General features: G+C 75.9%; 23 protein-coding genes. All 23 read left to right on the top strand.

The window, feature by feature from the left end:
- Position 1 precedes the first annotated feature (1 nt).
- The 23 genes from selA (at position 2) to Q5761_RS05530 (ending at position 22485) form a co-directional block, all read left to right on the top strand.
- Complete coding sequence (gene selA / locus Q5761_RS05640) at positions 2-1498, top strand: L-seryl-tRNA(Sec) selenium transferase (protein WP_318751507.1); 1497 nt, start codon at positions 2-4, stop codon at positions 1496-1498.
- A gap of 177 nt (positions 1499-1675) precedes the next feature.
- Positions 1676-2968, top strand: a complete 1293-nt coding sequence (locus tag Q5761_RS05635) for a D-alanyl-D-alanine carboxypeptidase family protein (RefSeq protein ID WP_135225450.1) — start codon at positions 1676-1678, stop codon at positions 2966-2968.
- Positions 2969-3072: 104 nt separating this feature from the next.
- Positions 3073-3426 carry an anti-sigma factor antagonist gene (locus Q5761_RS05630; protein ID WP_135225449.1) on the top strand — a complete coding sequence of 118 codons (354 nt, stop codon included), beginning with the start codon at positions 3073-3075 and terminating at the stop codon, positions 3424-3426.
- Positions 3427-3527: 101 nt separating this feature from the next.
- Positions 3528-4106 (top strand): anti-sigma F factor, encoded by a 579-nt coding sequence (gene spoIIAB / locus Q5761_RS05625; RefSeq protein ID WP_318751506.1) that lies wholly within the window; start codon positions 3528-3530, stop codon positions 4104-4106.
- 13 nt (positions 4107-4119) lie between these two features.
- On the top strand, positions 4120-4923 hold the full coding sequence (locus Q5761_RS05620) for a sigma-70 family RNA polymerase sigma factor (protein WP_318751505.1): 804 nt from the start codon (positions 4120-4122) through the stop codon (positions 4921-4923).
- A 114-nt stretch (positions 4924-5037) separates the two neighbouring features.
- Entirely contained in the window at positions 5038-5265 is a 228-nt protein-coding gene (locus tag Q5761_RS05615) for a dodecin family protein (protein WP_413084584.1), read from the top strand.
- A 30-nt stretch (positions 5266-5295) separates the two neighbouring features.
- Positions 5296-5772 (top strand): SpoVA/SpoVAEb family sporulation membrane protein, encoded by a 477-nt coding sequence (locus tag Q5761_RS05610; protein WP_135225445.1) that lies wholly within the window; start codon positions 5296-5298, stop codon positions 5770-5772.
- Positions 5773-5980: 208 nt separating this feature from the next.
- Positions 5981-7327: a stage V sporulation protein AE gene (locus Q5761_RS05605; RefSeq protein WP_318751504.1), complete on the top strand. Its 1347-nt coding sequence runs from the start codon at positions 5981-5983 to the stop codon at positions 7325-7327.
- On the top strand, positions 7324-7677 hold the full coding sequence (locus tag Q5761_RS05600; protein WP_135225443.1) for a SpoVA/SpoVAEb family sporulation membrane protein: 354 nt from the start codon (positions 7324-7326) through the stop codon (positions 7675-7677). The genes Q5761_RS05605 and Q5761_RS05600 overlap by 4 nt, the downstream gene beginning before the upstream one ends.
- A gap of 60 nt (positions 7678-7737) precedes the next feature.
- The gene (locus Q5761_RS05595; protein ID WP_318751503.1) at positions 7738-9321 is read left to right on the top strand and encodes a spore germination protein; all 1584 of its coding nucleotides are present in this window, start codon (positions 7738-7740) and stop codon (positions 9319-9321) included.
- Positions 9322-9521: 200 nt separating this feature from the next.
- A complete protein-coding gene (locus Q5761_RS05590) occupies positions 9522-10142 on the top strand; it encodes a site-2 protease family protein (protein WP_318751502.1) in 621 nt (206 codons plus the stop codon).
- A gap of 40 nt (positions 10143-10182) precedes the next feature.
- Positions 10183-11037: a segregation and condensation protein A gene (locus Q5761_RS05585; protein WP_318751501.1), complete on the top strand. Its 855-nt coding sequence runs from the start codon at positions 10183-10185 to the stop codon at positions 11035-11037.
- 2 nt (positions 11038-11039) lie between these two features.
- Complete coding sequence (gene scpB / locus Q5761_RS05580) at positions 11040-11636, top strand: SMC-Scp complex subunit ScpB (RefSeq protein WP_243123869.1); 597 nt, start codon at positions 11040-11042, stop codon at positions 11634-11636.
- Between the two features lie 99 nt (positions 11637-11735).
- Positions 11736-12863 carry an IS110 family transposase gene (locus Q5761_RS05575; RefSeq protein ID WP_318750604.1) on the top strand — a complete coding sequence of 376 codons (1128 nt, stop codon included), beginning with the start codon at positions 11736-11738 and terminating at the stop codon, positions 12861-12863.
- A 289-nt stretch (positions 12864-13152) separates the two neighbouring features.
- The gene (locus Q5761_RS05570; RefSeq protein WP_318751500.1) at positions 13153-13839 is read left to right on the top strand and encodes a hypothetical protein; all 687 of its coding nucleotides are present in this window, start codon (positions 13153-13155) and stop codon (positions 13837-13839) included.
- Positions 13840-13948: 109 nt separating this feature from the next.
- Positions 13949-14569, top strand: a complete 621-nt coding sequence (gene ytfJ / locus Q5761_RS05565; protein WP_318751499.1) for a GerW family sporulation protein — start codon at positions 13949-13951, stop codon at positions 14567-14569.
- Between the two features lie 119 nt (positions 14570-14688).
- The gene (locus tag Q5761_RS05560) at positions 14689-15768 is read left to right on the top strand and encodes a Ku protein (RefSeq protein ID WP_318751498.1); all 1080 of its coding nucleotides are present in this window, start codon (positions 14689-14691) and stop codon (positions 15766-15768) included.
- A gap of 85 nt (positions 15769-15853) precedes the next feature.
- The gene (ligD, locus tag Q5761_RS05555) at positions 15854-17014 is read left to right on the top strand and encodes a non-homologous end-joining DNA ligase (protein ID WP_318751497.1); all 1161 of its coding nucleotides are present in this window, start codon (positions 15854-15856) and stop codon (positions 17012-17014) included.
- Between the two features lie 173 nt (positions 17015-17187).
- On the top strand, positions 17188-18135 hold the full coding sequence (ligD, locus tag Q5761_RS05550) for a non-homologous end-joining DNA ligase (protein WP_318751496.1): 948 nt from the start codon (positions 17188-17190) through the stop codon (positions 18133-18135).
- 70 nt (positions 18136-18205) lie between these two features.
- The gene (locus tag Q5761_RS05545; protein WP_318751495.1) at positions 18206-19780 is read left to right on the top strand and encodes a DEAD/DEAH box helicase; all 1575 of its coding nucleotides are present in this window, start codon (positions 18206-18208) and stop codon (positions 19778-19780) included.
- Positions 19781-20194: 414 nt separating this feature from the next.
- On the top strand, positions 20195-20932 hold the full coding sequence (locus tag Q5761_RS05540) for a nucleoside recognition domain-containing protein (RefSeq protein WP_318751494.1): 738 nt from the start codon (positions 20195-20197) through the stop codon (positions 20930-20932).
- Between the two features lie 33 nt (positions 20933-20965).
- Positions 20966-21502, top strand: a complete 537-nt coding sequence (locus Q5761_RS05535) for a spore maturation protein (protein ID WP_318751493.1) — start codon at positions 20966-20968, stop codon at positions 21500-21502.
- 521 nt (positions 21503-22023) lie between these two features.
- Positions 22024-22485, top strand: a complete 462-nt coding sequence (locus Q5761_RS05530) for a RidA family protein (RefSeq protein WP_318751492.1) — start codon at positions 22024-22026, stop codon at positions 22483-22485.

Below are 22485 nucleotides of genomic sequence, written 5' to 3'. Positions count from 1 at the left end.
CGTGCCGAGCCCGCACGACCGCGAGACGGCGAGCGCCACCGAGGCGGACCGCCGGCCGGCGGCGGCCTCGACCCTGCGCACCCTGCCGGCGGTCCACCGCCTGCTGGCCCATCCGGCCGTCCAGGAGGCCGCCCGCGGGGCGGGGGCGGCGTGGGCCGCCGAGTCCGCCCGCCGGGTCCTGGACGAGGAGCGCCGGCGCCGCCTGGAGGGCGCGCCCCCGCGTGCCCTCGACCAGCTGGCGGCCGCCACGGCGGCCCGCGTCGCCGCCGTGGCCCGACCCTCGCTGCGGCGCGTGATCAACGCCACCGGCGTCGTCCTCCACACCAACCTGGGCCGGGCTCCCCTGCCGGCGGAGGCGGTGGCGTCGGTCGCGGAGGTGGCGGGGGCCTACTCCACCCTGGAGTACGACCTGGCCACCGGCGGCCGCGGCTCGCGCCTCGACCACGTCCGCAGCCTGCTGCGGCGCGTCACCGGGGCGGAGGACGCCCTGGTGGTCAACAACAACGCCGCCGCGGTGTACCTGGTCCTGGCCGTCCTCGCGGCCGGGCGCGAGGTGGTGGTCTCCCGCGGCCAGCTGGTGGAGATCGGCGGGTCCTTCCGCATCCCCGAGATCCTGGCGGCCAGCGGCGCCCGCCTGGTGGAGGTGGGCACGACCAACAAGACCCGGCTGGCCGACTACGAGGCGGCCATCGGGCCCGAGACCGCCCTGCTGCTGCGGGTCCACACCAGCAACTACCGCATCGTCGGCTTCACCGCCAGCGTCCCCCTGGAGGACCTGGTGGCCCTGGGCCGGCGCCATGGCCTCCCCGTGGTGGACGACGTCGGCAGCGGCCTGTTGTTCCCGCCGCCCGCCGGCCCCGGGCGTCCCCTGGCCGGCGAGCCGTCGGTCCAGGCCAGTCTGGCGGCCGGCGCCGATCTGGTCACCTTCAGCGGGGACAAGCTGCTGGGCGGGCCGCAGGCCGGCATCATCGTCGGCCGGGCGGAGCTGGTGGCCCGCCTCCGCCGCCACCCCCTCATGCGCGCCCTGCGCTGCGACAAGCTGGTGCTGGCCGCCCTCGAGGCCACCCTGCGGCTCTACCTGGATCCGGCGGAGGCGTACCGGCGCGTCCCGGTGCTGGCCATGCTGTCCCGATCGCCGGACGAACTGGCCCGCGTCGCCCGGCGCCTGGCGGCCCGCCTGCGCCGAGCCCTGGGCCCGCGAGCGCGGGTGACGGTGGCGCCGGGCGACTCCCAGGCCGGCGGCGGCAGCCTGCCGGAGGTCCCATGGCCCACCACCCTGGTCGGCCTGACGGTCCCGGGGGTGGCCGTGGCGGACCTGGCCGCGGCGCTGCGCCAGGGCGAGCCGCCGGTGATCGGCCGGATCCATGACGACGTGCTCTGGCTCGACCCCCGCACCCTCCTGCCCGGCGACGATCGGGAGCTGGTCCGGGCCGCCGCCCGGGCGGTGGACCGCCTGACCGACGCGGCCCGGGGCGATCCGGCGCCCGCCGCCCCCTGACCCCCGCCCTCAGGGGCAGCCGGAGCCGCCGGGCCGCCGGCGCCCGCCCCGCGTCCCCCGCGCGCTCGGGCTGCGGCGCCCGCCACCGTCGGGCGCGGCGGCCGGCGCATAGGGACCTTCCCCCGGGAAAGCCTACCTCCCGTCAGAACCGCGAACCACCGCGAGGGGGGATGAGGGGTGCCCGTGCTGCGCCCGCGGCCTGCGCCGCCCCGGGGCCCGTACGGCGACGGGCGGGGGGATCGGGGCTGGCGAGCCGCCGCCCGCATGGCCGCGACCCTCCTGCTGGCGATGGCCCTGGTCGGCGCGCCGGTCCCACCGGTGGCGGCAGCGACGGCGCCGGACCCTGGCGAGGGACCGCATCCCGACACCGAGAGGCCGGGCGGCAGCCCAGGCTTCCCCACCCGCTCGGCGGCGCTGCTGGTGATGGACGCCGCCAGCGGCCAGGTGCTCTGGGCGAAGAACGCCGACCAGCCGCGCCACCCGGCCAGCATCAGCAAGCTGATGACCCTGCTCCTGACCCTGGAGGCGATCCAGGCGGGGCAGATCCGCCTCCAGGACCAGGTGACCGTCAGCCCGCGGGCGGAGGGGACGCCGGGCAGCACCGCCTTCCTCGAGGCGGGCGAGCGCATCACCGTGGAGGACCTGATCAAGGCCGTGGCGGTGGCCTCGGCCAACGACGCCTGTGTCGCCCTGGCGGAGTACATCAGCGGCGACGTGGGCCGGTTCGTCCAGCGGATGAACCAGCGGGCGCGCGAGCTCGGGCTCACCCAGAGCCGCTTCGTCGACCCCCACGGCTTGACCGACCGGCCCGGCAACCGCATGAGCGCCCGCGACATCGCCGTCCTCAGCCGGTACCTGGTGAACCACCACCCCGAGATCCTGCGCTACACCTCGATCTGGGAGGACTGGTTGCGCAAGGGGACCGATCGCGAGTTCTGGCTCACCAACACCAACAAGCTGGTGGCCTGGTACGACGGCGTCGACGGCCTGAAGACCGGGCTCACCGAGGAGTCGGGTCCGTCCGTCGTGGTCACCGCGCGCAAGGGCGACGACCGGTTCATCGTCGTCGTGCTCGGCGCGCCCGAGAGCGACACCCGCTGGCGGGAGGCCAGCCGGCTGCTGGACTGGGCGTTCGCCTCCTTCGACTCCGTGCCCATCGCCCAACCGGGCCAGGCGCTGCGGACGGTGCGGGTGGCCGAGGGCCGGCGCCTGGGGGTCCCGGTGACCGTCCGGGAGGTCTTCGGCGTCACGGTGCCGCGGGGCGAGGCCGGCCGGGTGCGCTGGACGGTGGAGGTGGCCGAGCCCGTGCCGGCGCCGGTGGCGGAGGGGCAGCCGGTGGGGCGCGTCGTCGCCCGGGCCGGCGACCGGACCCTCGCCACGGCGCCCGTGGTGGCGGCGCAGGCGGTGGGACGGGCGGGCCCGCCCGCGCTCTGGGCACGGCTGTTCGGGTGGACCTGGCCGATGCGCTGATGGACGCATGGGGAACGCGCCGCCGGGTGCGGCAGGGACCGCCGGCCCGGCGGCGAACCCTTGTGGGGGGAGACGGGGAGAGAGGGCGATAGGAGGCGTTGCCGTTGCACGTCGCACTCCGGTGGACGGGACGCACCCTGATCGCCCGCCTGGCCGGGGACCTGGACGAGCATGGCGCCGAGGTCTTCCGGCAGGAGATCGAGCGCGCCCTCCGTCGGCGCGCCTACGACCATCTGGTGGTCAACCTCCAGGAGGTCCGCTTCATCGACAGCTCGGGCCTGGGAGCCCTGCTGGGGCGCTACCGTCGCGCCCGGGAGGACGGCGCCCGGGTCAGTGTGGCGGGAGCGCCGCCGCATGTGCGGGCGGTGCTGCAGCTGGCCGGCATCCCGCAGTGGATCCCCCTCTACGAGGACGAGGCCGCCGCCCTGGGCGCGCCGGGGGAGGTGGGGCGCCGATGAGCCGCGCCGAGCCCGGTCGTCCCCTGACGGCGGTCCCCCACCCATCCCCATCGAACCGGCCGGCCGGACCGCCGGGTCCCGCCGAGGAGGGGACGGGCCCCATGGGTGACCGCGCCGCCGAACCCCGCTGGCTCGAGCTGCGCCTGCCCAGCCGGCCGGAGAACGTCGGCGTGGCGCGGGTGGCCGTGGCCGCCTTCGCCGCCCAGCTGCCCTTCACCCTGAGCGAGCTCGAGGAGATCAAGGTGGCGGTGTCGGAGGCGGTGACCAACGCCGTGGTCCACGGCTACGGCCACGGCCGGGGCGTCGTCACCATCCGCGCCGGTCACGACGGGCGGCGCCTGTGGGTCGAGGTCGCCGACAGCGGGCGCGGCATCGCGGACATCGAGCAGGCGCGTCAGCCCGCCTTCTCCACCGACCCCGAGCGCATGGGCATGGGCTTCGCCTTCATGGAGGCCTTCATGGACCAGGTCGACGTGGAGTCGGCGCCGGGCGCCGGCACCACGGTGCGCCTCTACAAGCGGCCTCGCCCCAAGGAGCAGGCCTCCTCCCCGGACGAACCGGCGGCCGGGGACCCGGCGGCCGGCGCCCCCAACGGCGGGGCCCCGCCCTCGTCCCAGCTGGAGGCCGCCGCCGGCCGCGGCGACGGCTCCGGGTCGGCCGACGCCGGCGCCGCCCGCTGAGGGGGCGCGGGCGGTGGAAGCGGAGCTGTGGGCGCGGGCGCGCCAGGGCGACGCCGAAGCCCGGGAGCGCCTGGTCGCCCTGCACATGCCCCTGGTGCGACACGTGGCGCGCCGGTTCGCAGGCCTGGGCCACGACCTGGACGACCTGGTCCAGGCGGGGACCGTGGGCCTGCTGCAGGCCATCGACGGCTTCGACCCGGACCGCGGCTACCAGTTCTCCACCTACGCCGTGCCGGCCATCCTCGGCGAGATCCGCCGCTGGCTGCGCGCCAACGATCCGGCCGGGCTGACCCGCGCGATGCGGGCGCGGGTCACGGCGATCCGCCGCGCGGCGGAGGCCATGGAACAGGAGCTGGGTCACCGTCCCACCGCCGCGGCGGTGGCGGCGCGGCTGGGCTGCGACGTGGCCGACGTCGCCTTCGCCCTGGAGGCGGCGCAGGGCCCCCTGTCCCTGGACGAGCCCCTGGGCGCCGATCCCGACGCCGCCGCCCGCGGCCAGCGGCTGGCGGCACCCGCCGAGCCGGACTGGGGCGACCGGGTGGCGGTGCGCGCCGCCCTGGCCCAGTTGCCGCCGCGCCTGCGCACGGTCCTGACGCTGCGCTTCTTCCGCGACTTGACCCAGGCGGAGGTGGCCGCCGCCCTGGGGATCTCCCAGCCCCAGGTCTCGCGCCTGGAGAAGGCGGGCCTGGCGCACCTGCGCCGGCTGCTGGCGGCCGGCGAGGACGTCGGGGCCGCGGCCGTCCCATCGCGCCCGGCGGCGTCGCGCCCGGGCGCCGGGGCAGCGCCCGGGCGCGACGCCGGGCCCGCCCCGGCATAGCGGCCGCGGCCCCCGGGAAGGCTAGCAGCGGAATCCCGGACCCAACGGCGCAGGCCCGGCGCCGCCCGGCGGGCTCGTCCCCCGTGGCGGTCCCGTGGGCGCCAACGGAGGAGGATGGACGTGGCGGACGTGGTCAAGGTCATCGAGCTGGTCGGCGAGTCCACCAAGGACTGGACGGATGCGGTCAACAACGCCGTGGCGGAGGCGTGCCGCACGCTGGACCACGTCTCCGGCGTCGAGGTGTGCAACCTGACGGCCAACGTCGACAACGGCCGCGTCGTGGAGTGGAAGGCCAACGTCAAGGTGGCCTTCAAGGTCGACAACAGCCGGCGCGGCGTCTGACGCGCCGCGCCGGCTCCGCGGGGAAGACCCATGGCCAAGGCGAGCCAGCAGCAGACCCAGGAATACCAGCAGGCCGTCCGCCGCATCCTGCCCCCCAAGCCCATCGCTCGCAATGCGCTGATGGCCTTCCTCGTCGGCGGGACCATCTGCACCGCCGGCCAGGTGGTGCTCAACCTGTTGAAGAACGCCGGCCTCCCCGCCACGGAGGCCACCGCCTGGACGGCGGCGGTGTTCATCCTGATCGGCCTCCTGCTCACGGGCATGGGGGTCTACGACGACCTGGGCCGGATCGGCGGCATGGGCGCCTTCCTGCCCATCACCGGCTTCGCCAACTCCATCGGCTCGGCGGCGATGGAGTTCAAGCGGGAGGGATGGGTGCTGGGCCTCGGCGCGCGCATCTTCCAGATCGCGGGTCCGGTGATCGTCTACGGGATCGCCGCGGCCACGGTGGTGGCCGGGCTGGCCACCTGGCTGGGCGGCGCCCGGGCGACCCTGGGGGCCCCCTAGGCGCCGCGGGGACGAATCGGGACCGCCCGGGCGCTGCGCCACCGGCCCGGCCGACCCCGCGGCCCGGCGCGGCCGCGGGGTCGGCCGCGCGGCCGCGGCGGTGGGGAGCCCGGATCGCCCCGGGGCGGTGGGAAAGCGGGCCCCGGGGCGGCGGAGAGGTCGGGTCGCCCGCGGTGATCCGGGTCCGGAAGGCAAGGGGGACCGATCCATGGCATCGCTGACCGCCGTCGCCAACCTGCTGGAGAAGGGGCGCGGCCCGCGCCCCGGCGCGGCCCCCCGGCACCAGGACCGCCGCACCGGACAGCAGACCCTGGTCTTTCCCAGCCGCCCCCGCATCCTGGCCGCCGCCGCGGTGGCCGGCCCCAAGGAGGCCCAGGGCCCCCTGGGGGCCTACTGGGATCGGACCTATCCCGACCGCCTGCTGGGCCAGCGGTCCTGGGAGCACGCGGAGCGGCGCATGTGCCTGGACGCGGCGGTCCTGGCCCTGGAGAAGGCGGGGCTGGAGCCGGCGGACATCGACCTCCATCTGGCCGGCGACCTGATGAACCAGTTGACGTGCGCCAATTTCACCGCGGCCGAGCTGGACATCCCCTTCCTCGGCCTCTTCGCGGCCTGCGCCACGTGGGCCGCCGCCCTGGGCCTCGGCGCGGCCTTGGCCGACGCCGGCTACGCCGGGCGGGTGCTGTGCACCACGTCGAGCCACCACGACGCCGCCGAACGGCAGTATCGCTTCCCGACGGAGCTCGGCAACCAGCGGCCCGCCACCGCGCAGTGGACGGCCACCGGCGCGGCGGCGGCCGTCCTGGCGGCCACCCCGGGCCCTGGCCCCGGCGACGGGCCGGCGGAGCGGCGGGCGACGGCAGGCCGTGCGAGCCCTCGGCCGGCCGCCGGGCAGGCCGGCCGGCCACCAGCCGCGGACGCCGCGGCGGATCGGCCCGCCCGCGGCCGCCCCGGGCGCTGGGTGAGCGTCACCCATGCCACCTTCGGCCGGGTCATCGACATGGGCCTGACCGACCCCTTCGACATGGGATCGGCCATGGCACCGGCCGCGGCCGACACCATCCGCCAGCACCTGGCGGACACCGGCCGGCGTCCCGGCGACTACGACCTGATCGTCACCGGCGACCTGGCCCGTTACGGCCACCGGCTGTTGGTGGAACTGCTGCGCGAACAGGGGTACGACGCCGAGGGCGTGCTGGCCGACTGCGGCATCATGCTCTACGACGCGTCCCAGGGCGTCTACGCGGGAGGCAGCGGCACGGCCTGTTCCGGCATGGTGACCGCGGGGTACCTGCTCCGGCGCATGCAGCAGGGCGACCTGCGCCGGGTGCTGCTGGTGTGCACCGGCTGCCTGCACAGCACCACGACCTACAAGCAGGGGGACACCCTCCCTACCGTCGCCCACGCGGTGGCGCTGGAGGTCGAGGACGCCGCGCCCGCCGACGGTCGCCCCGTCGCGGGCGACGGCCGCGGCACCCCGGCCGGCGGCACCGCCCCCGGCGCCCCCGCCCGGGACCCGTCGGGCGAGGCCGCTTCGAGGGGGAACGGATCGTGAGCTATCTCCTGGCGTTCGTCGTCGGGGGCCTTCTCTGCACCCTGGCCCAGCTGGTGCTGGACCTGACGCCGCCGCGCTTCACCCAGGGGCACGTGATGGTGCTGTTCGTCGTCCTGGGCGCCGTGGCCGGCGGGCTGGGCCTCTACCGGCCGCTGGTGGAACTGGCGGGCGCCGGGGCGACCATCCCGCTGCCGGGTTTCGGGTTCGCGCTGGTCGAGGGCGCCCTCCAGGGGGCGAGCCGGGGCCTGGGCGGCATCCTGGCCGGCGGCCTCGGCGCGACGGCCCTCGGCCTGACGGTGGCCATCCTCGGCGGCCTCCTGACGGCCCTGCTGTTCAACCCGAAGGGGTAACCGACGCGCCAGACGAAGCCGGCGGCGGCCGGGGAACGCACGCGAGGGGAGGGCGGAGCCATGCGGGAAGGGGCCGGTTCGTCCGCACCGGAACCCGCCGGGGCGGCCGGGGCGATCCGCGCGGCCGTCCACCACGGGGAGTCCAGGCACCCGATCCGACGGGAGCTGGAGGCGAACCTGGCGTACCTGCGGCGGGTGCTGGGCGCGGGCGAGAGCTTCGACGTCCTGATCAAGCCCTCCCGGTTCGCCGGCCGCGATGCCGTGCTGATCGGCATCGACGGCCTCGTCAAGACCGACGTGCTGCTGCGCATCATGCAGGCGCTGGCGGTCTTCGAACCCGACCCCTCGGCCCGGGAGGACGACCGCCTGTGGTTCACCCAGGTGTTCGTCGAGGGCATCGGCTACCTGGAGGTGGATCCGGCCCAGACCCTGGACGACGTGGTGGAGAAGGTGCTGATGGGACCCGTGGCGCTGCTGGTCGATGGCGTCGATCGCGCCTACCTGATCGACGTCCGCACCTATCCCAGCCGGGGCATCGCGGAGCCGGCCCTGGAGAAGGTGCTGCGCGGCCCCCACGACGGGTTCACCGAGACGCTGGTCTACAATACCGCCCTGATCCGGCGGCGGCTGCGGGATCCGCAGTTCCGGGCGGAGGTCGTCCACGTCGGCCGACGCTCGCGCACCGACGTCGCCCTGGTCTACCTGAAGGACGTGGCGGACCCCGGGCTGGTGGAGGCGGTGCGCCAGCGGCTGCAGCGGGTCGAGACCGACGCCATCCCCATGGCCGAGTCCGCCGTGGTGGAGCACCTGGTCGGGCCCCGGCGCTGGTGGAACCCGTTCCCGCTGGTGCGCTTCACCGAGCGGCCCGACGTGGCCGCGGTCCACCTGATCGAAGGGCACGTCCTGATCCTGGTGGACACCAGCCCGTCGGCCATCATCCTGCCCACCACCCTGTTCCACCACCTGCAGCACGCCGAGGAGTTCCACGAGAACGCCACCGTGGGCACCTGGGTGCGGCTGATCCGCTACGCCGGGGTGCTGCTGGCGTGGTTCGGGCCCGCCCTGTGGGTCGCCCTGGTCCTGGACAAGGACCGCCTGACCGGGCTGCCCCGGGACTGGCTGGCCATCCTGGGCCCGCGGAAGCCAGCGGGCATCGACCTGGAGTGGCAGTTCATCCTCGGCGAGGTCGGCATCGAGCTCATCCGCCTGGCCCTGATCCACACGCCCGAAGCCCTCTCCACCTCCCTCGGCATCATCGGCGCCGTCCTCATCGGCCAGCTGGCCGTGCAGGTGGGCCTGTTCACCAACGAGGCCATCCTCTACATCGCGCTGGCGGCGCTGGGCACCTTCGCCACGCCGAGCGTCGAGCTGGCCCAGGCCTTCCGCCTGTTGCGGGTGGGGCTGCTGATCCTGGCGGGGACGCTGGGCGTCCCGGGGTTCTTGCTGGGCATCCTGGCGTCCTTCGTCCTCCTGCTCAGCACGCGGTCCTTCGGCGTGCCCTACCTGTGGCCGCTGGTGCCCTTCGACGGCCGGGCGCTGGTCCGCATGCTGCTGCGCCAGCCGATGACGGTGCGGGTCGCCCGCGAGCGCACCTTCCCCCGCCCGGTGGAGGGGGGCGAGGCGGGCGGCCCCCAGCCGGCGTGACCGGATGGCGCCCGGGCACCGGCGACCCGCGACCTTGACCCCCGGCGCGGCCCTTGGCTAGACTCGAGCCAGACTGCCGGGCCGGCCGGGCGGTGCCGTCGATGCGAAGGGCGCGCTTCGCCCCAGTGCGGGCCGGCCGCGGCCGCCGCGCGCCGGCGGGGGCCGCGCCTGGGGCCGGTCCGGAGCGGGGAGCGTTGCCCGTGTCGGGCCTGTTCGACCCCTTGGGACTCCTGATCGCCGCGCCGGGCCTGCTCCTGGCGCTGGTGCTGCATGAGTACGCCCACGCCCGCGTGGCCCACCACCTGGGCGATCCGACGCCCCGGGCGGCCGGACGCCTGACCCTCGATCCCCTGGCCCACCTGGATCCCATCGGCACCCTGCTGCTGGTGCTCTTCGGCTTCGGCTGGGCGAAGCCCGTGCCCGTGAACCCGTGGCACTTCCGCAACCCCCTGGCCGGCATGGCGCTGGTGGCGGCGGCCGGTCCGGCGACCAATCTCGCCCTGGCGTTCGCGACCTTCGTCATCGCGGACCTCTGGGAGCCGACGGGACTGGTCGGGGTGGCGGTGCGGTACGTCGCCATCATCAACGTCTACCTAGCGGTGTTCAACCTCATCCCCATCCCGCCGCTGGACGGCTCCCGGGTCCTGCGCGCGCTCCTGGGGCGCAGCGGCGGCTGGCTCGATGCGCTGGAGTCCTACGGATGGCTGTTGCTCATGCTGCTGTTGGTGACCCACACCCTGGATCTGGTGCTCCACCCGTTGGCCGCCCTGGTGATGGACGGCCTGGCGGGCCTGGCCGCGGCCGTGGCGGGAGGCCGGTGAGCGGCCCGGGCGGAGGCCCGGGCGGCGGGGAGGAGTCGGCATGGCGTACACCGTACGGCTCGACCGGTTCGAGGGGCCGCTGGACCTGCTGCTGCAGCTGATCGAGAGGCAGGAGATCGACATCCACGACATCCCCATCGCCCGCATCACCGAGCAGTACCTGGAGCACCTGGAGGCCATGCGCCGGCTGGACCTGGAGGTGACCAGCGAGTTCGTCGTGCTGGCCGCCCAGCTCATCGAGATCAAGGCGCGGATGCTGCTGCCGCCGGAGCCGCGCGCCCAGGAGGAGGAGGCCGCCGAGGAGCCGGACCCGCGCGAGGAGCTGGTGCGCCGGCTGCTGGAGTACCGCCGGTACAAGGAGGCCGCCCGCTATCTGAGCCAGCTGGCGGAGCAGCACGGCGGACGCTATCCGCGGCTGGCCGAGGCCATCGAACCGCTGGCCGGCGAGCTGAGCGGCCTCGAGGGGGTGACCCTGGAGGACCTGGTCCGCGCCTTCGCCACCGTGCTCGCCGCCGCGCGCGAGACGCCCGAGGTGGTGGTGGAGCCGGAGGAGGTGACGGTGGCCCAGCAGATGGACGCCATCCTGCGGCTGCTGGCCGCCACCGCGGGCCCCGTCACCTTTCGCGCCTGCTTCTCCGGCCGCGCCACCCGGCTGGAGGTGGTGGTCACCTTCCTGGCCCTGCTGGAGCTGATCCGCCAGGGGCGGGTGCGGGTGCGGCAGGACCGCGCCTTCGGCGAGATCGTGCTCTACCCCGCCGAGGGCGTCCGGGCCGAGCCCGCGGGCGGGGAGGAGCGGGGCGGACGGCGCGGTGCCGGCGCGGAGCGGGAGAACGGCGGCGAAACCGGCGCGGCCCCGGCGGCGGAGGAGGCGGCCCCAGGGGGGACGCCGGCTTGACGGTGGAACCGATCCGGGGCGCCGTGGAGGCCCTGCTCTTCGTCGCCGGCGAGCCGCTCTCCGTGGCCCGCATGGCCCGCATCCTGGGCGTCGGCGAAGGGGTGGTGCGGGAGGCGCTGGCCGAGCTGGCCGAGGCCTGCCGGGCGCCTGGGCGCGGGATCGAACTGGTCGAGGTGGCCGGCGGCTGGCAGCTGGTGACCCGGCGGGAGTACCGGCGCGCGGTGGAGGAGCTCCTGCAGCCGCGGCGCCAGGCGCTCTCGCGCGCAGCCCTGGAGACGCTGGCCATCGTCGCCTACCGCCAGCCGGTGACCCGGGCGGAGATCGAGGCCATCCGCGGCGTCCAGTCGGAGGCCGGCCTGCGGACGCTGCTGGAGCGCGGGCTGATCCGCGAGGTCGGCCGCAAGGACGCGCCCGGCCGCCCGATCCTGTACGGGACCACGCCCCTCTTCCTGCAGATGTTCGGCCTCAAGGACCTGAGCGAGCTGCCGCCCCCCAGCGCCTTCGTCCCGCCGGACGCGCCGTCGCTGGACGAACGCGGCGCGACGCCGGGGACCCCGCCCGATGGGGGGACGTCCACGCCCGGCCCTGGGGCATCCTAGTCACAATGAACGAGGCCGGCCCCGTTTCGCAGGTGCGTGGGTTACGCTGGACGTGCCTGCGTCCCAGGCGCAGAGCCACATGCGAAAGGGGCCGGTGGTATGAAGAATATCACGAAATTCGTGGGTCTGGACGTCCACCGGGACACGATCGCGGTCGGAGTGGCGGACCGCGAGGGCGGTCGCGGGCGGTACTGGGGTACCATCCCGCACCGCCCGGAAGCCGTGCGCAGGTTGATGGAGCAGCTGGGGCCCAAGGAGCGGCTCTTGGTCTGCTACGAGGCAGGGCCCACCGGATACGGGCTCCAGCGCTTGCTGGCCTCCCTGGGGATCGAGTGCATCGTGGTGGCCCCGGCGCTGACGCCCACGCGCCCCGGGGACCGGGTCAAGACCGACCGCCGGGATGCTGTGCGTCTGGCGGAGCTGCTGCGGGCCGGCGAACTGGCTCCGGTGTGGGTGCCCGGCGAGGAGGACGAGGCGCTGCGCGACCTGGTGCGGGCGCGGGAGGATGCCAAGCAGGACCTTTTGCGTGCACGCCACCGGCTGAGCAAGTTCTTGCTCCGGCACGGGATCCGGCCGCCGCAGGGGGTGCGCCGGTGGTCGGGCCGGTATCGGGAGTGGCTGGAGGGGCTGGAGCTGGGGCAACCGGTCCTGCAGCGGGTGTTGCGGGAGTACGTCCACGCCATCGATGAGATCGAGGAGCGCCTTAAGCGCCTGGAAGCGGAGATCCACGAGCAGGCCACGGCCAGCGTGCACGCGCCGGTGATTCAGGCTCTGCAGGCGTTGCGCGGGGTGGGCGAGGTGGTGGCGGTGACGGCGGTGGCCGAGGTCGGGTCGTTCTTACGCTTTGCCCGGGCGCGGCAGTTGATGGCGTACGCGGGGATCGTGCCCAGCGAGTATTCCAGCGGGGCACGCCGCAGGCGCGGTGCGATCACCAAGACGGGCAACGCGCACCTGCGCCGGGTGCTGGTGGAGGCGGCGTGGTCCTACCGCCACCCGCCGGCGCTCAAGGCGAAGATTCGGCAGCGCTACGAGGGGCAACCGCCAGAGGTGCAGCGGATGGCGTGGAAGGCGCAGGAGCGCCTGTGCCGCCGCTACCGGCGCATGATCGCGCGGGGCAAGCCGCACGCCGTCGCGGTGACCGCCGTCGCTCGCGAATTGCTGGGCTTCATGTGGGCGATTGCTTGTTGGGTAGAGAGGCAGCAGCAGGACGACCAGACCGTTGCGTGAGGGTCTACCAGCGTAAGGAGTGGGGGTGAAGGCAGTTTTGCGGTAGGCGGGTTGAATTCCGGGACCGGTACGGGGGAACCCTCGACGGTCGCTATGCGGCAGGCACGGCCTCGTCGACCCGCGCTCCTAGTCTGAGGCAGCCCCCGACGGATGGCGTGGGATGCGGTAACCAACCCGCGGATATCAGCGTGCCAACCGTCGGAAGCATACCCGGGACTCACCCGACTACCGCAGCTGTTGCGGACGGGGCTTGACGGCCTCGTTCATATCAGCGGCCGGAGGTGCTCCCATGGGCCGCTCCGGGCTGGCCGCCGCCACCCTTGCCCTCGCCCTGGCCATCGCCGTGCGCTGGATCCTGCACCGGCCCCTCCTGCCCTTGCGACTGCGGGTCCGCTGGCGCGGTCGGCGGTTGACGGCAGCGCTCATGGTCGGCTGGCCGCGCCTCGCCTACCGCGCCTGGATCACCGGCCGGCTCCCCGGCCCCCTGCGGCGCCGGCACTCGGTGCACCTGCCCGGGGTCGGCCCCCTTCGGCCACCCGCCCGGGACGGGCGACGGCGGGGGACGCGGATCCTCCACCTGAGGCCGGCGCCGGGCGCGGCGGCCGCCGGCGGGCCGGCCGCGAGCCACCCGTGGCGACGGCTCCTGGCCGGGGACCGCTGGGAGATCCGGCGCCTCTCCCTGCGCATCGTGGCGGGCGTCGTCGACGCCGCGGCCACGGCTTGGCTGGCCGGCAGCCTCTGGGCGCTGACCGGCGCCGCCGCGGCCGTCGCCGGGCGTCGCGCCACCGGCCCCGTCGACGTTCGGGTCGAACCGGCCTTTGGCCGGCACGCCTGGGCCCTGGAGCTGGAGTGCATCGCCCGCCTGCCGCTTTGGGAGACTATGAGCGCCGCCTGGTCGCTCCGCTCCCGGAGGCCGCCGGCGGCCCCCGCTGCCGGCCCGCGCCGGGGGCCGCGGAGGCCGGGCGCGCAACCTTGACGGCCGCACGGCCTTGACGGCCCCACGGCCCACCCGCCACCGGCGGGGCCCGCGGGGACCGGCGGGGTCGGATGCGCAGGCGGCGCTGCAGGGCAGGGGGGTCGAGGGGTTGGGCGAGCATCCCATCCAGGGCTTGATGCACACGGCGATGGAGAGCCTCAAGCAGATGGTGGACGTCAACACCGTCGTCGGCGACGCGGTGGAGGCCAAGGACGGCACGGTCATCGTGCCCGTCTCCCGCGTCTCCGTCGGCTTCGTCGCCGGTGGCGGCGAGTACGGCCGGGAGCCGCGGCGCACCGAGGCGGGCGACGCCGCCTGGCCCTTCGCGGGTGGCAGCGGGGCGGGGGTGAGCGTCCAGCCGGTGGGATTCCTCGTGGTGGGACAGGGTCGGGTGCGGCTGCTCCCGGTGGCCGAGGGCGCCTTCCTGGACCGCATCATCGACGCGGCCCCGGAGGTCCTGGATCGGGTCCGCCGTTTCTGGTCGGGACGAGACGGGACGGTCCCGGGCGGAGCCTCCGCCCCGGGCGGCCGCACGGCGGCCGGCGCCGGGGCGTCGGGGTCGCCCGCCGTGCCGGCGGCGCCGCTCGCCGGGGCGCAGGGCGAGCGGCCCGGCCCCGGCACCGGCGCCATGGGATCCCGGGCGCGCCCCGGGGACGCCGCCACGCGCCCCCTGGAGCGAACCGGCTGGTCGGCGGGCGCGGTGGGGGACGAGTCGCCGCCCCTGGACTAGCCGCCGCTGGCGCCGGAGGGCGCCGGGCTGCCAGGCGTCGGGCCGGGCGGTGAGGGCACCGGCAGAGGCCGGGGATGGATGCCGGCCGGGGTCGGGGCGCGGGGAAGGGGAGATGGCCGGTGCGCAGCCTCTGGCGGGGCGTGATCAGCTTCGGCCTCGTCAACATCCCCGTGCGCATGTACCTGGCGGTGGAGGAGAAGGCGGTCCGCTTCCGCCAGCTGCACCAGCGGTGCGGGACGCCCATCCGCTACCGCCGCTGGTGCCCCCGCTGCGACGTGGAGGTGGCCGCGGAGGAGCTGGCGCGGGGGTACGAGTACGCCCCCGACCGGTTCGTCCTGATCACCGACGAGGACCTGGCCCGCCTGCCCCTGCCCACCGCCCGGGCCATCGAGATCCTGGACTTCGTCCAGGGCGAGGCCATCGACCCGATCTACTTCCAGCGCACGTACTACCTCGAGCCCGCCGAGGGCGGCGGCAAGGCCTACCGCCTGCTGCGCCGGGCCATGGACCTGCGGGGCCGCGTGGCCATCGCCAAGGTCGCCCTGCGGAACAAGGAGACCCTGGCCTGCCTGCGCACCTTCCGCCAGCGGGCGCTGGCCCTGGTGGCCATGGCCTATCCCGACGAGATCCGGCCGCTGGAGGCGCTGCCGGCCTTCGCCGCCCTGGACCCCCCGGAGACGTCGGTGCCGGCGGGGGCGGACGTCGCGCCCGGCGGCGCGCGGGCACCGGGGCCGGAGGGCCCGGCCGACGGGGGACCGGCCCCCGCGCCGGATGGGCCCGGGCGGCCACCCGCCGTGACCGCTGCGGGTTCCGCCCCCCTGCGTCCCGACGGCTGGCCCGGCGCCGCCCCGAGCGGCCCGCCGCCGGATGGCGTCGCCATCGATGGGACGGCCGCCGGGCGGCCGGGGGAGGCCGACGGGCGCCCGGCCTCCCCCACCGGCGGGGACGGGGCGGTGGACGACCGCGAGCTCGAGCTGGCGCTGCACCTGATCGACCGGCTGACGACCCGCTTCGATCCCGACCGCTACCGCGACCGGTACCGGGAGGCCCTGTTGACGGTGGTCCAGCGCAAGCTTCAGGGGCAGGAGGCGGTGGTGGCGCCGCCCGAGCCGGCCCCGGTGGTCGACCTCATGGAGGCGCTGCGGGCGAGCCTGGAGCAGCTGGAGGACCGCCGGGGCGCGGGCGCCCCGGTCCGCTGAGGTTCGCCCCGGCCCGGCGGCCGGCGTCGCCCGCCGGGCCGTCGGGCCGGACGTGCCGCCGGGCCGCGCCAGAGGGGGGCTGGCCGTGGCGGGCGGAGGGCCGCCCATCCCGCGGACGTGGCACGAGCTCTGGTGCCCGGGCCGGCTGCCGCCCATGCTGGCCCGCCGGGCCCCCGCGCCCTTCTCCTCGCCGGCCTACCGCTTCGAGGTCAAGTGGGACGGGTATCGCTGCCTGGCCTTCGCCGACCCCGTCCTGGGACGCACCTTCCTCCAGTCCCGCCACGGCCACGACCTGGCGCCGCGATTCCCCGAGCTGGCCGGCCTCCACCGCCTGCTGCCGGCGGCCGCGGTCTTGGACGGGGAGATCGTCGCCCTGGTGGCCGGGCGGCCCTCCTTCGCCGCCCTCCAACGGCGGGCCGCCGGGGTGCGCGCGGCGGCCGGCGCGGCCCGCGACCGGTCCGCCGCCATCGCCCCGGTGGTGCTCGTCCTCTTCGACCTCCTCGGACTAGCCGGCGAGGTCTGGCTTCGCCGCCCGCTGGCCGACCGCGTCCACCGCCTGGAGCGCCTCTTCCCCCAGGGGTCGGCGCCCGGCGTCGCCCTCTCCCGCGGCGTCGAGGGCCAGGGCGAGGCGTTGTTCGCCCGCGTCCGCGACCAGGGGCTGGAGGGCGTGGTGGCCAAGCGCCTGGACAGCCCCTATTTGCCGGGATGGCGCACCGACCACTGGCAGAAGATCAAGGCGGAACGGGAGCTGGAGGCGGTGGTGGGCGGGGTGGTGCCCGGAGGCCGGGCGGCCGGGGTGGGGACGCTGCTCCTGGGGCTCTACGGTCCGGACGGGGCGCTGCACTACGTGGGCGACGTCAGCACGGGCCTCGGCGGCGAGGCGATCCGCCACCTGCTGGGACGCCTCCGCCCGCGAGCCACCTGCCCCTTCGCCACGGTGCCGGCGCGCGCCCGTCACCGGCCGGTGGTCTGGGTCGAGCCCAGCCTGGTGTGCGAGGTGGCCTACCTGCACTGGACGCCCCAGGGGCACCTGCGGCACCCCGTCTTCCGGCGCTGGCGCGACGACCGGGCGCCGCGGGACTGCCGGCTGCCCGCCGACGCGGGTCACCCGGCCGCGGGCCGCGACCCGGACGGTCCTGGCGACGGCCCCCTTGGGCGAGAGCAAGGCCTCCCCGGAGGGAGCCCCCGCGGGCGCGGGGAGGACCTCCCCGGAGGGAACCCCCGCGAGCGAGGAGAGGACGGCTGACGCCGGCCCCAGCGCCCCCGCGGCGGCATCCCCGGGCCGGAGGCGGGGGTGACGGCGTCCCCTTCCCAGCCCCGGCCCGCCCGCGGCGGGCCGCGCCGGGCGGCGCCGAGGCGGTCGCCGGCTCGGGGTATGGCGTGCGGCCCGCGGCCGGGAGGCGGGGGAGGGCCGATCCCATGCCGGGAGAACGGCTGCGGGTGCAGGTGGCCGGTCGAACGCTGGAGCTCTCCCACCTGGACCGGCTGCTCTGGGCCGACGCCGGGCTGACCAAGGCGGATCTGATCGACTACTGGGTGCGCGTGGCGCCGTATCTCCTGCCGCACCTGCGCGACCGGCCGCTGGTCTGTACCCGCTACCCCGACGGGGCCCAGGCCCCGGGGTTCTACCAGAAGGACGCGCCGCCCGGGACGCCGCCGTGGGTACGCACCTGGCCCTACCGAACCCGGGAGGGCCGCACCATCCGGTTCCTCCTGGCGGACGAACCGGCCACCCTGGCGTGGCTGGGCCAGCAGGCGGCCATCGAGATCCATCCGTGGCTGTCCACCATCGGGCACCCCGACCGTCCGGACTGGGTGGTCTTCGACCTGGACCCCGGCCCCGGGGCCACCTTCGCCATGGCCGTCGAGGTGGGGCGCCTGGTCCGCCACGTGCTGGCCGCCCTGGACCTGGACGCCTATGCGAAGACGTCGGGGGCCACGGGCCTGCACGTGTTCGTCCCGGTCATCCCGGAGCATCCTTATCCCGTGGTCACCGCGTTCGCACGGCGGGTGGCGGCGGTGGTCCAGCGGCTGCGGCCCGACCTGGTCACCACCGTGCGGGCGGTGGCCCGGCGACCCCCGGCCACGGTCTACCTGGACGTGCTGCAGAACGGCAAGGGCAAGACGCTGGTCACGGTCTATGGTCCCCGGCCACGGCCCGGTGCGCCGGTGTCCATGCCGGTGACGTGGGAGGAGCTGGAGCGCGGCGTCGAGCCCGCCGCCTGGAACCTGCGCACGGCGCCGGCGCGGTTGCGCGCCGTGGGCGATCTCTGGGCGCGGGCCGCGGCCAGCCGCCGCTCCCTGACCCCGGCCTGCCGCCGGCTCGGCCTGGACGTGGGAGCGGACCGGCTGCCCAGCCCCGTGTAGGCCGCGGACGCTCGGTGCCGGCGGCTTGGGGACCCGGGTCGGGACCCGGCCCGCGGAGGAGGTGACGGGCATGGCCCTCGCCTGCTGGCCGGAGCTGCGACGGCTCTGGGAGCGCCGGGGCGTGCACTACCTGGGATACCAGATCGAGGCCGCCCGGCGCGCGGTGGAGGACCTGGGGGGCCGGGCCATCCTGGCCGACGAGGTCGGCCTCGGCAAGACCATCGAAGCCGGGCTGGTCACCCGCGAGCTCATGGCGCGCCACGGCATCCGCCGCGTGCTGGTGCTGGTTCCCACGCCGCTGGTCAGCCAGTGGGCCGCGGAGTTCCGGGACAAGTTCGCCCTGCCCCTGGCCGTCAACCCCCGGGGAGCGGCCCTCCAGCGCGCCGAGCGGATCGTGACCTCCCTCGACCTGGCCAAGCGGGACGAGCAGCGCCGCATCCTCCAGGCGCGCACCTGGGACCTGGTGATCGTGGACGAGGCCCACAAGCTGAAGAATCGCAACACCCAGGCCCACGCCTTCGTCCGCGGGCTCGCGACCCGCTACCTGCTGCTGCTCTCCGCCACCCCTCTGCAAAACGACCTGACGGAGCTCTACAGCCTGGTGAGCCTGGTGCGGCCGGACCTCTTCGGATCCTACAGCGAGTTCTGGCGCAACTTCCTCCTGGACAAGCGGACCCCCAAGGACCCGCAGCAGCTCAAGCAGGTGCTGGCCCGGGTGATGATCCGCAACCGGCGGGCCGAGCTGGACCTGCCCTTCCCGGCCCGGGAGGTGGAGCTGGTCGGGCTGGATCCCTTCCCCGAGGAGCGCGAGCTCTACGAGGCCGTCCTGCGGGCGGTGCGCGAGGAGTACGCCGAGCGCCGGCTGTACCACGGCACGGTGCTCCCGCTGCTCACCCTGCAGCGCGAGGTCTGCTCCAGCTCCCACGCCCTGCGCGCCACCCTGGAACGGCTGGCGGGCAGCGAGGGGTGGCAGTCGCTGGCCTGGACCCGCGTGCGCGAGCTGGCCCGCCAGGTGGACGAGAACCACAAGGCCCAGATGCTGGAGCGGCTGATCCACCGGCTGGACGAGCCGGTGGTGGTCTTCACCGAGTTCCGCGCCACCCAGGACTACCTGGCCCGGCGCCTGCGCCGCGCGGGGATCGAGACCGTGGTCTACCACGGGGCCATGGGGGCGGCGGAGCGGGACGCCGCCACGGCCCGCTTCCGCAGGGGGGCCAGGGTGCTGATCAGCACCGAGTGCGGCGGGCAGGGGGTCAACCTGCAGTTCTGCCGCAACGTGGTCAACTACGACCTGCCCTGGAACCCCATGCGGGTCGAGCAGCGCATCGGCCGCGTCCACCGCCTGGGACAGCAGGCGGAGTCCGTGCGGGTCTTCAACCTCTACGCCCGCCGCACCATCGAGGAGTACATCCTGCGCCTCCTGGACGAGAAGATCAACCTGTTCCGCCAGGTGATCGGCGAGATCGACCTGATCCTGCGCAGCCTGGACCGGGAGAAGTCCATCGAGGCGCGCATCGCCGAGATCACCCTCTCCTCCCGGGACGACGCCGAGATGGCGGCGCGGTTCGAACGCTTCGGCAACGAGCTGGCGGCCTTCATGGAACGGGTGCGCCGGCGCACCCTGGCCTGGATGGGCTCCGGTTAGGGGGACGAACCGGCCCGACGGGCCGCCCCGCCGCGCCAGGCCGTAGCCCTCCCCGCCCCGGGCGGGAGCCCGGGGGCCGGCGCCGCGGTAAGGGCCGTGCGGCGCCTGGTGACGGTAGCGAAGCGACGATCCGCCCGCCGGTCGCCGGGCGACGATCCCCGCCCCGGTCGCGGGCTGACGGTCCGCGTCCGTGCCTGCGAGGCCGCCGGCCGCCCGTCCAGAGGGGCCCCGCGTCGCGGCGCGACGGGCCCCCGCGGCGCGGCACGACGGTCGGTGCCGCCGTGCCGCATGCCCGTCGTGCGGCAGCGCTGGCGGGCGGGATGGGCCCGCCCCCGGCCGCATAGGGATTGACGGGGGTCCGGAGCCCGGCCGCGCCAGCCGCCGGACCCGCGGGCGACGGGGGAGGGGACCGGCGTGCTCGACCTGATCTGGCTGGGGCTGCTGATCGTGGGGATGGCCGTGGCCGCCGCCACGGGGCGCGTCGAGCAGGTCACCGAGGCCGTCATGGCCTCGGCGCAGCTGGCGGTGGAGACGGTCATCGGCTTCCTCGGCGTCACCTCCCTGTGGCTCGGCCTGATGAAGATCGCCGAGGAAGCCGGCCTGGTGGCGGCGGTGGCCCGCGGGCTCCAACCCCTGATGCGCCGGATCTTCCCGACCATCCCGCCGGGGGATCCCGCCCTGGGGGCCGTGGTGATGAGCGTCAGCGCGAACCTGCTGGGCGTCGGGCCGGCGGCCACGCCCCTGGGGCTCAAGGCGATGCAAGAGCTGCAGCGCATCAACCCGCACAAGCACGCCGCCTCCGACGCCATGGTGACCTTCCTGGCGCTGACCACCTCGGGCGTCACCCTGGTGCCGGCCACCGTCATCGCCGTGCGGGCGGCGGCGGGATCGGCCAATCCCGCCGAGATCGTGGGGCCCACGCTGCTCGCCAGCACCGTGGCCACCGTGACCGCCCTGGCGGCCGATCGGCTCCTGCGGCCCCTGGCCCCCGTGCCGCCCCCGCCGCCCGGTGCGGACACCGCGGACGCCCCGCACCCGGGGGCCGTGGACGGGGCCGCGGGAGCCTCCGGGCCCGGCGGTGACGCCCCGCGCCGCTGCGACGCGTCGCCGGCCGCCCCGCCGCCGGACCCGTCCGGCCCGGGCCCCGCCTGACCGGGGGAGGGGGCGCCGGAGGGGGCGCGATCCGTGGTCTGGGACCTGGTCCAGCTCCTCTCGACCTGGTCGATCCCGGCCCTCCTGGTGGGGATCCCCGTCTACGGGTTCCTCCGCGGCGTCCGGGTCTACGACGCCTTCGTCGAGGGGGCCAAGGACGGCTTCCGGATCGGGGTGCAGATCATCCCCTATCTGGTGGCGATCCTGGCGGCCATCACCGCCTTCCGCGAGTCGGGCGCCATGGCGCTGCTGGTCCACCTGGCCGAACCCGTCCTGCGCCCCCTGGGCATGCCGGGGGAGGTCCTCCCCCTCGCCCTGGTCCGGCCCCTCTCCGGGGGCGGCGCCTTCGGCCTGATGGCCGACCTGGTGCGCCAGCACGGGCCGGACTCGTACATCGGCCGGCTCGCCACCGTCATGCAGGGGAGCACCGACACCACCTTCTACATCCTCACCGTCTACTTCGGGTCCGTGGGCATCCGCGCCTCGCGCCACGCCCTGCCCGTCGGCCTGATCGCCGATGCCGTCGGCATCCTGACCTCGGTGCTGCTGGTCCGCGCCCTCTTCGGCTGACGGCCGGGGGACGCGGGCGCCGACCGGCGGAGGCGCGCCCCGGCGGCCGGCGGGGCCGCACGACGCGCTCCTGCAGACGGCGTGGGGGCTTCCTCCGCCCGGGGCCCCGCGCCGCGTCCCTCCCCACGGCGCCGCAGGCCGCGTGCCTCCCCACGGCGTCCCGCGCCGCGTCCCTCCCCCGGTACCGCGGGCCGCGTCGCTCCGGCCGGCGCCCCGAAACGCATCCCTCCCCACGGCGCCGCCGGCTGCGTTCCTCCCCACGGCGTTGCGGGCCGGGCTCCTCCGGCCGACGCCGCGGGCTGCGTCCCTCCGCGCGGGACCGCGGGCGGGGTTCTCCGGGCCGACGGCGCACGCCACATCCCTCCGCCCGGGACCGCAGCCCGGCCGGGCCTGGCGAGACCCCCCGCCTGCCCACCGAGCCGGCCGGCGCCATCCCGCCCCCGGTGGCGCCCGTCGGCGCCCGTGGACGGGTCTGGCAGGGGAGGCCAATATAGAGGGGAGGAGGGGAAGGAGGGGGTCCGTTGTCCTTCGAACGCCGCTTGGAGGAACTCGGCCTCGAGCTTCCGCCCGTGGCGCCGCCGGTGGCCGCCTACGTGCCCGGCGTGCTGGAGGACGGGTGGCTCTACGTGTCGGGACAGCTGCCCCTGCGGGAGGGGCAGGTGCTCTACCGCGGCAAGGTGGGCCGTGACATCACGCCGGACGACGGCTACGCCGCCGCGCGCCTCTGCGCCCTGAACGCCCTGGCCGTGGTGCGGGCGGTCGCCGGCTCGCTGGATCGCGTGGTGCGCGTGGTCAAGGTCGTCGGGTTCGTCAACAGCGCCCCCGGCTTCACCGGGCAGCCGCAGGTGGTCAACGGCGCCTCGGAGCTGCTCGGGCAGGTGTTCGGCGAGCGCGGACGCCACGCGCGCTCAGCGGTGGGGGTGGCGGAGCTGCCCCTGGATGCCGCCGTCGAGGTGGAGGCCGTCTTCCGCGTGGAGGTCTGA

The organism is Thermaerobacter composti (assembly GCF_033582035.1).
Taxonomy (GTDB): domain Bacteria; phylum Bacillota; class Sulfobacillia; order Thermaerobacterales; family Thermaerobacteraceae; genus Thermaerobacter; species Thermaerobacter composti.
The sequence above is the reverse complement of the archived record's forward strand: the minus strand, read 5'-3'. Positions and strand labels throughout refer to the sequence as shown.

Excerpts from the sequence above, each read along its gene's own strand:
- spoIIAB (WP_318751506.1), top strand. The coding sequence starts at position 3,528 with ATGGGTGACCGCGCCGCCGAACCCCGCTGGCTCGAGCTGCGCCTGCCC.
- Q5761_RS05615 (WP_413084584.1), top strand. The coding sequence starts at position 5,038 with ATGGACGTGGCGGACGTGGTCAAGGTCATCGAGCTGGTCGGCGAGTCC.
- Q5761_RS05610 (WP_135225445.1), top strand. The coding sequence starts at position 5,296 with ATGGCCAAGGCGAGCCAGCAGCAGACCCAGGAATACCAGCAGGCCGTC.
- Q5761_RS05605 (WP_318751504.1), top strand. The coding sequence starts at position 5,981 with ATGGCATCGCTGACCGCCGTCGCCAACCTGCTGGAGAAGGGGCGCGGC.
- Q5761_RS05595 (WP_318751503.1), top strand. The coding sequence starts at position 7,738 with ATGCGGGAAGGGGCCGGTTCGTCCGCACCGGAACCCGCCGGGGCGGCC.
- Q5761_RS05585 (WP_318751501.1), top strand. The coding sequence starts at position 10,183 with ATGGCGTACACCGTACGGCTCGACCGGTTCGAGGGGCCGCTGGACCTG.
- Q5761_RS05575 (WP_318750604.1), top strand. The coding sequence starts at position 11,736 with ATGAAGAATATCACGAAATTCGTGGGTCTGGACGTCCACCGGGACACG.
- Q5761_RS05570 (WP_318751500.1), top strand. The coding sequence starts at position 13,153 with ATGGGCCGCTCCGGGCTGGCCGCCGCCACCCTTGCCCTCGCCCTGGCC.
- ligD (WP_318751496.1), top strand. The coding sequence starts at position 17,188 with ATGCCGGGAGAACGGCTGCGGGTGCAGGTGGCCGGTCGAACGCTGGAG.
- Q5761_RS05545 (WP_318751495.1), top strand. The coding sequence starts at position 18,206 with ATGGCCCTCGCCTGCTGGCCGGAGCTGCGACGGCTCTGGGAGCGCCGG.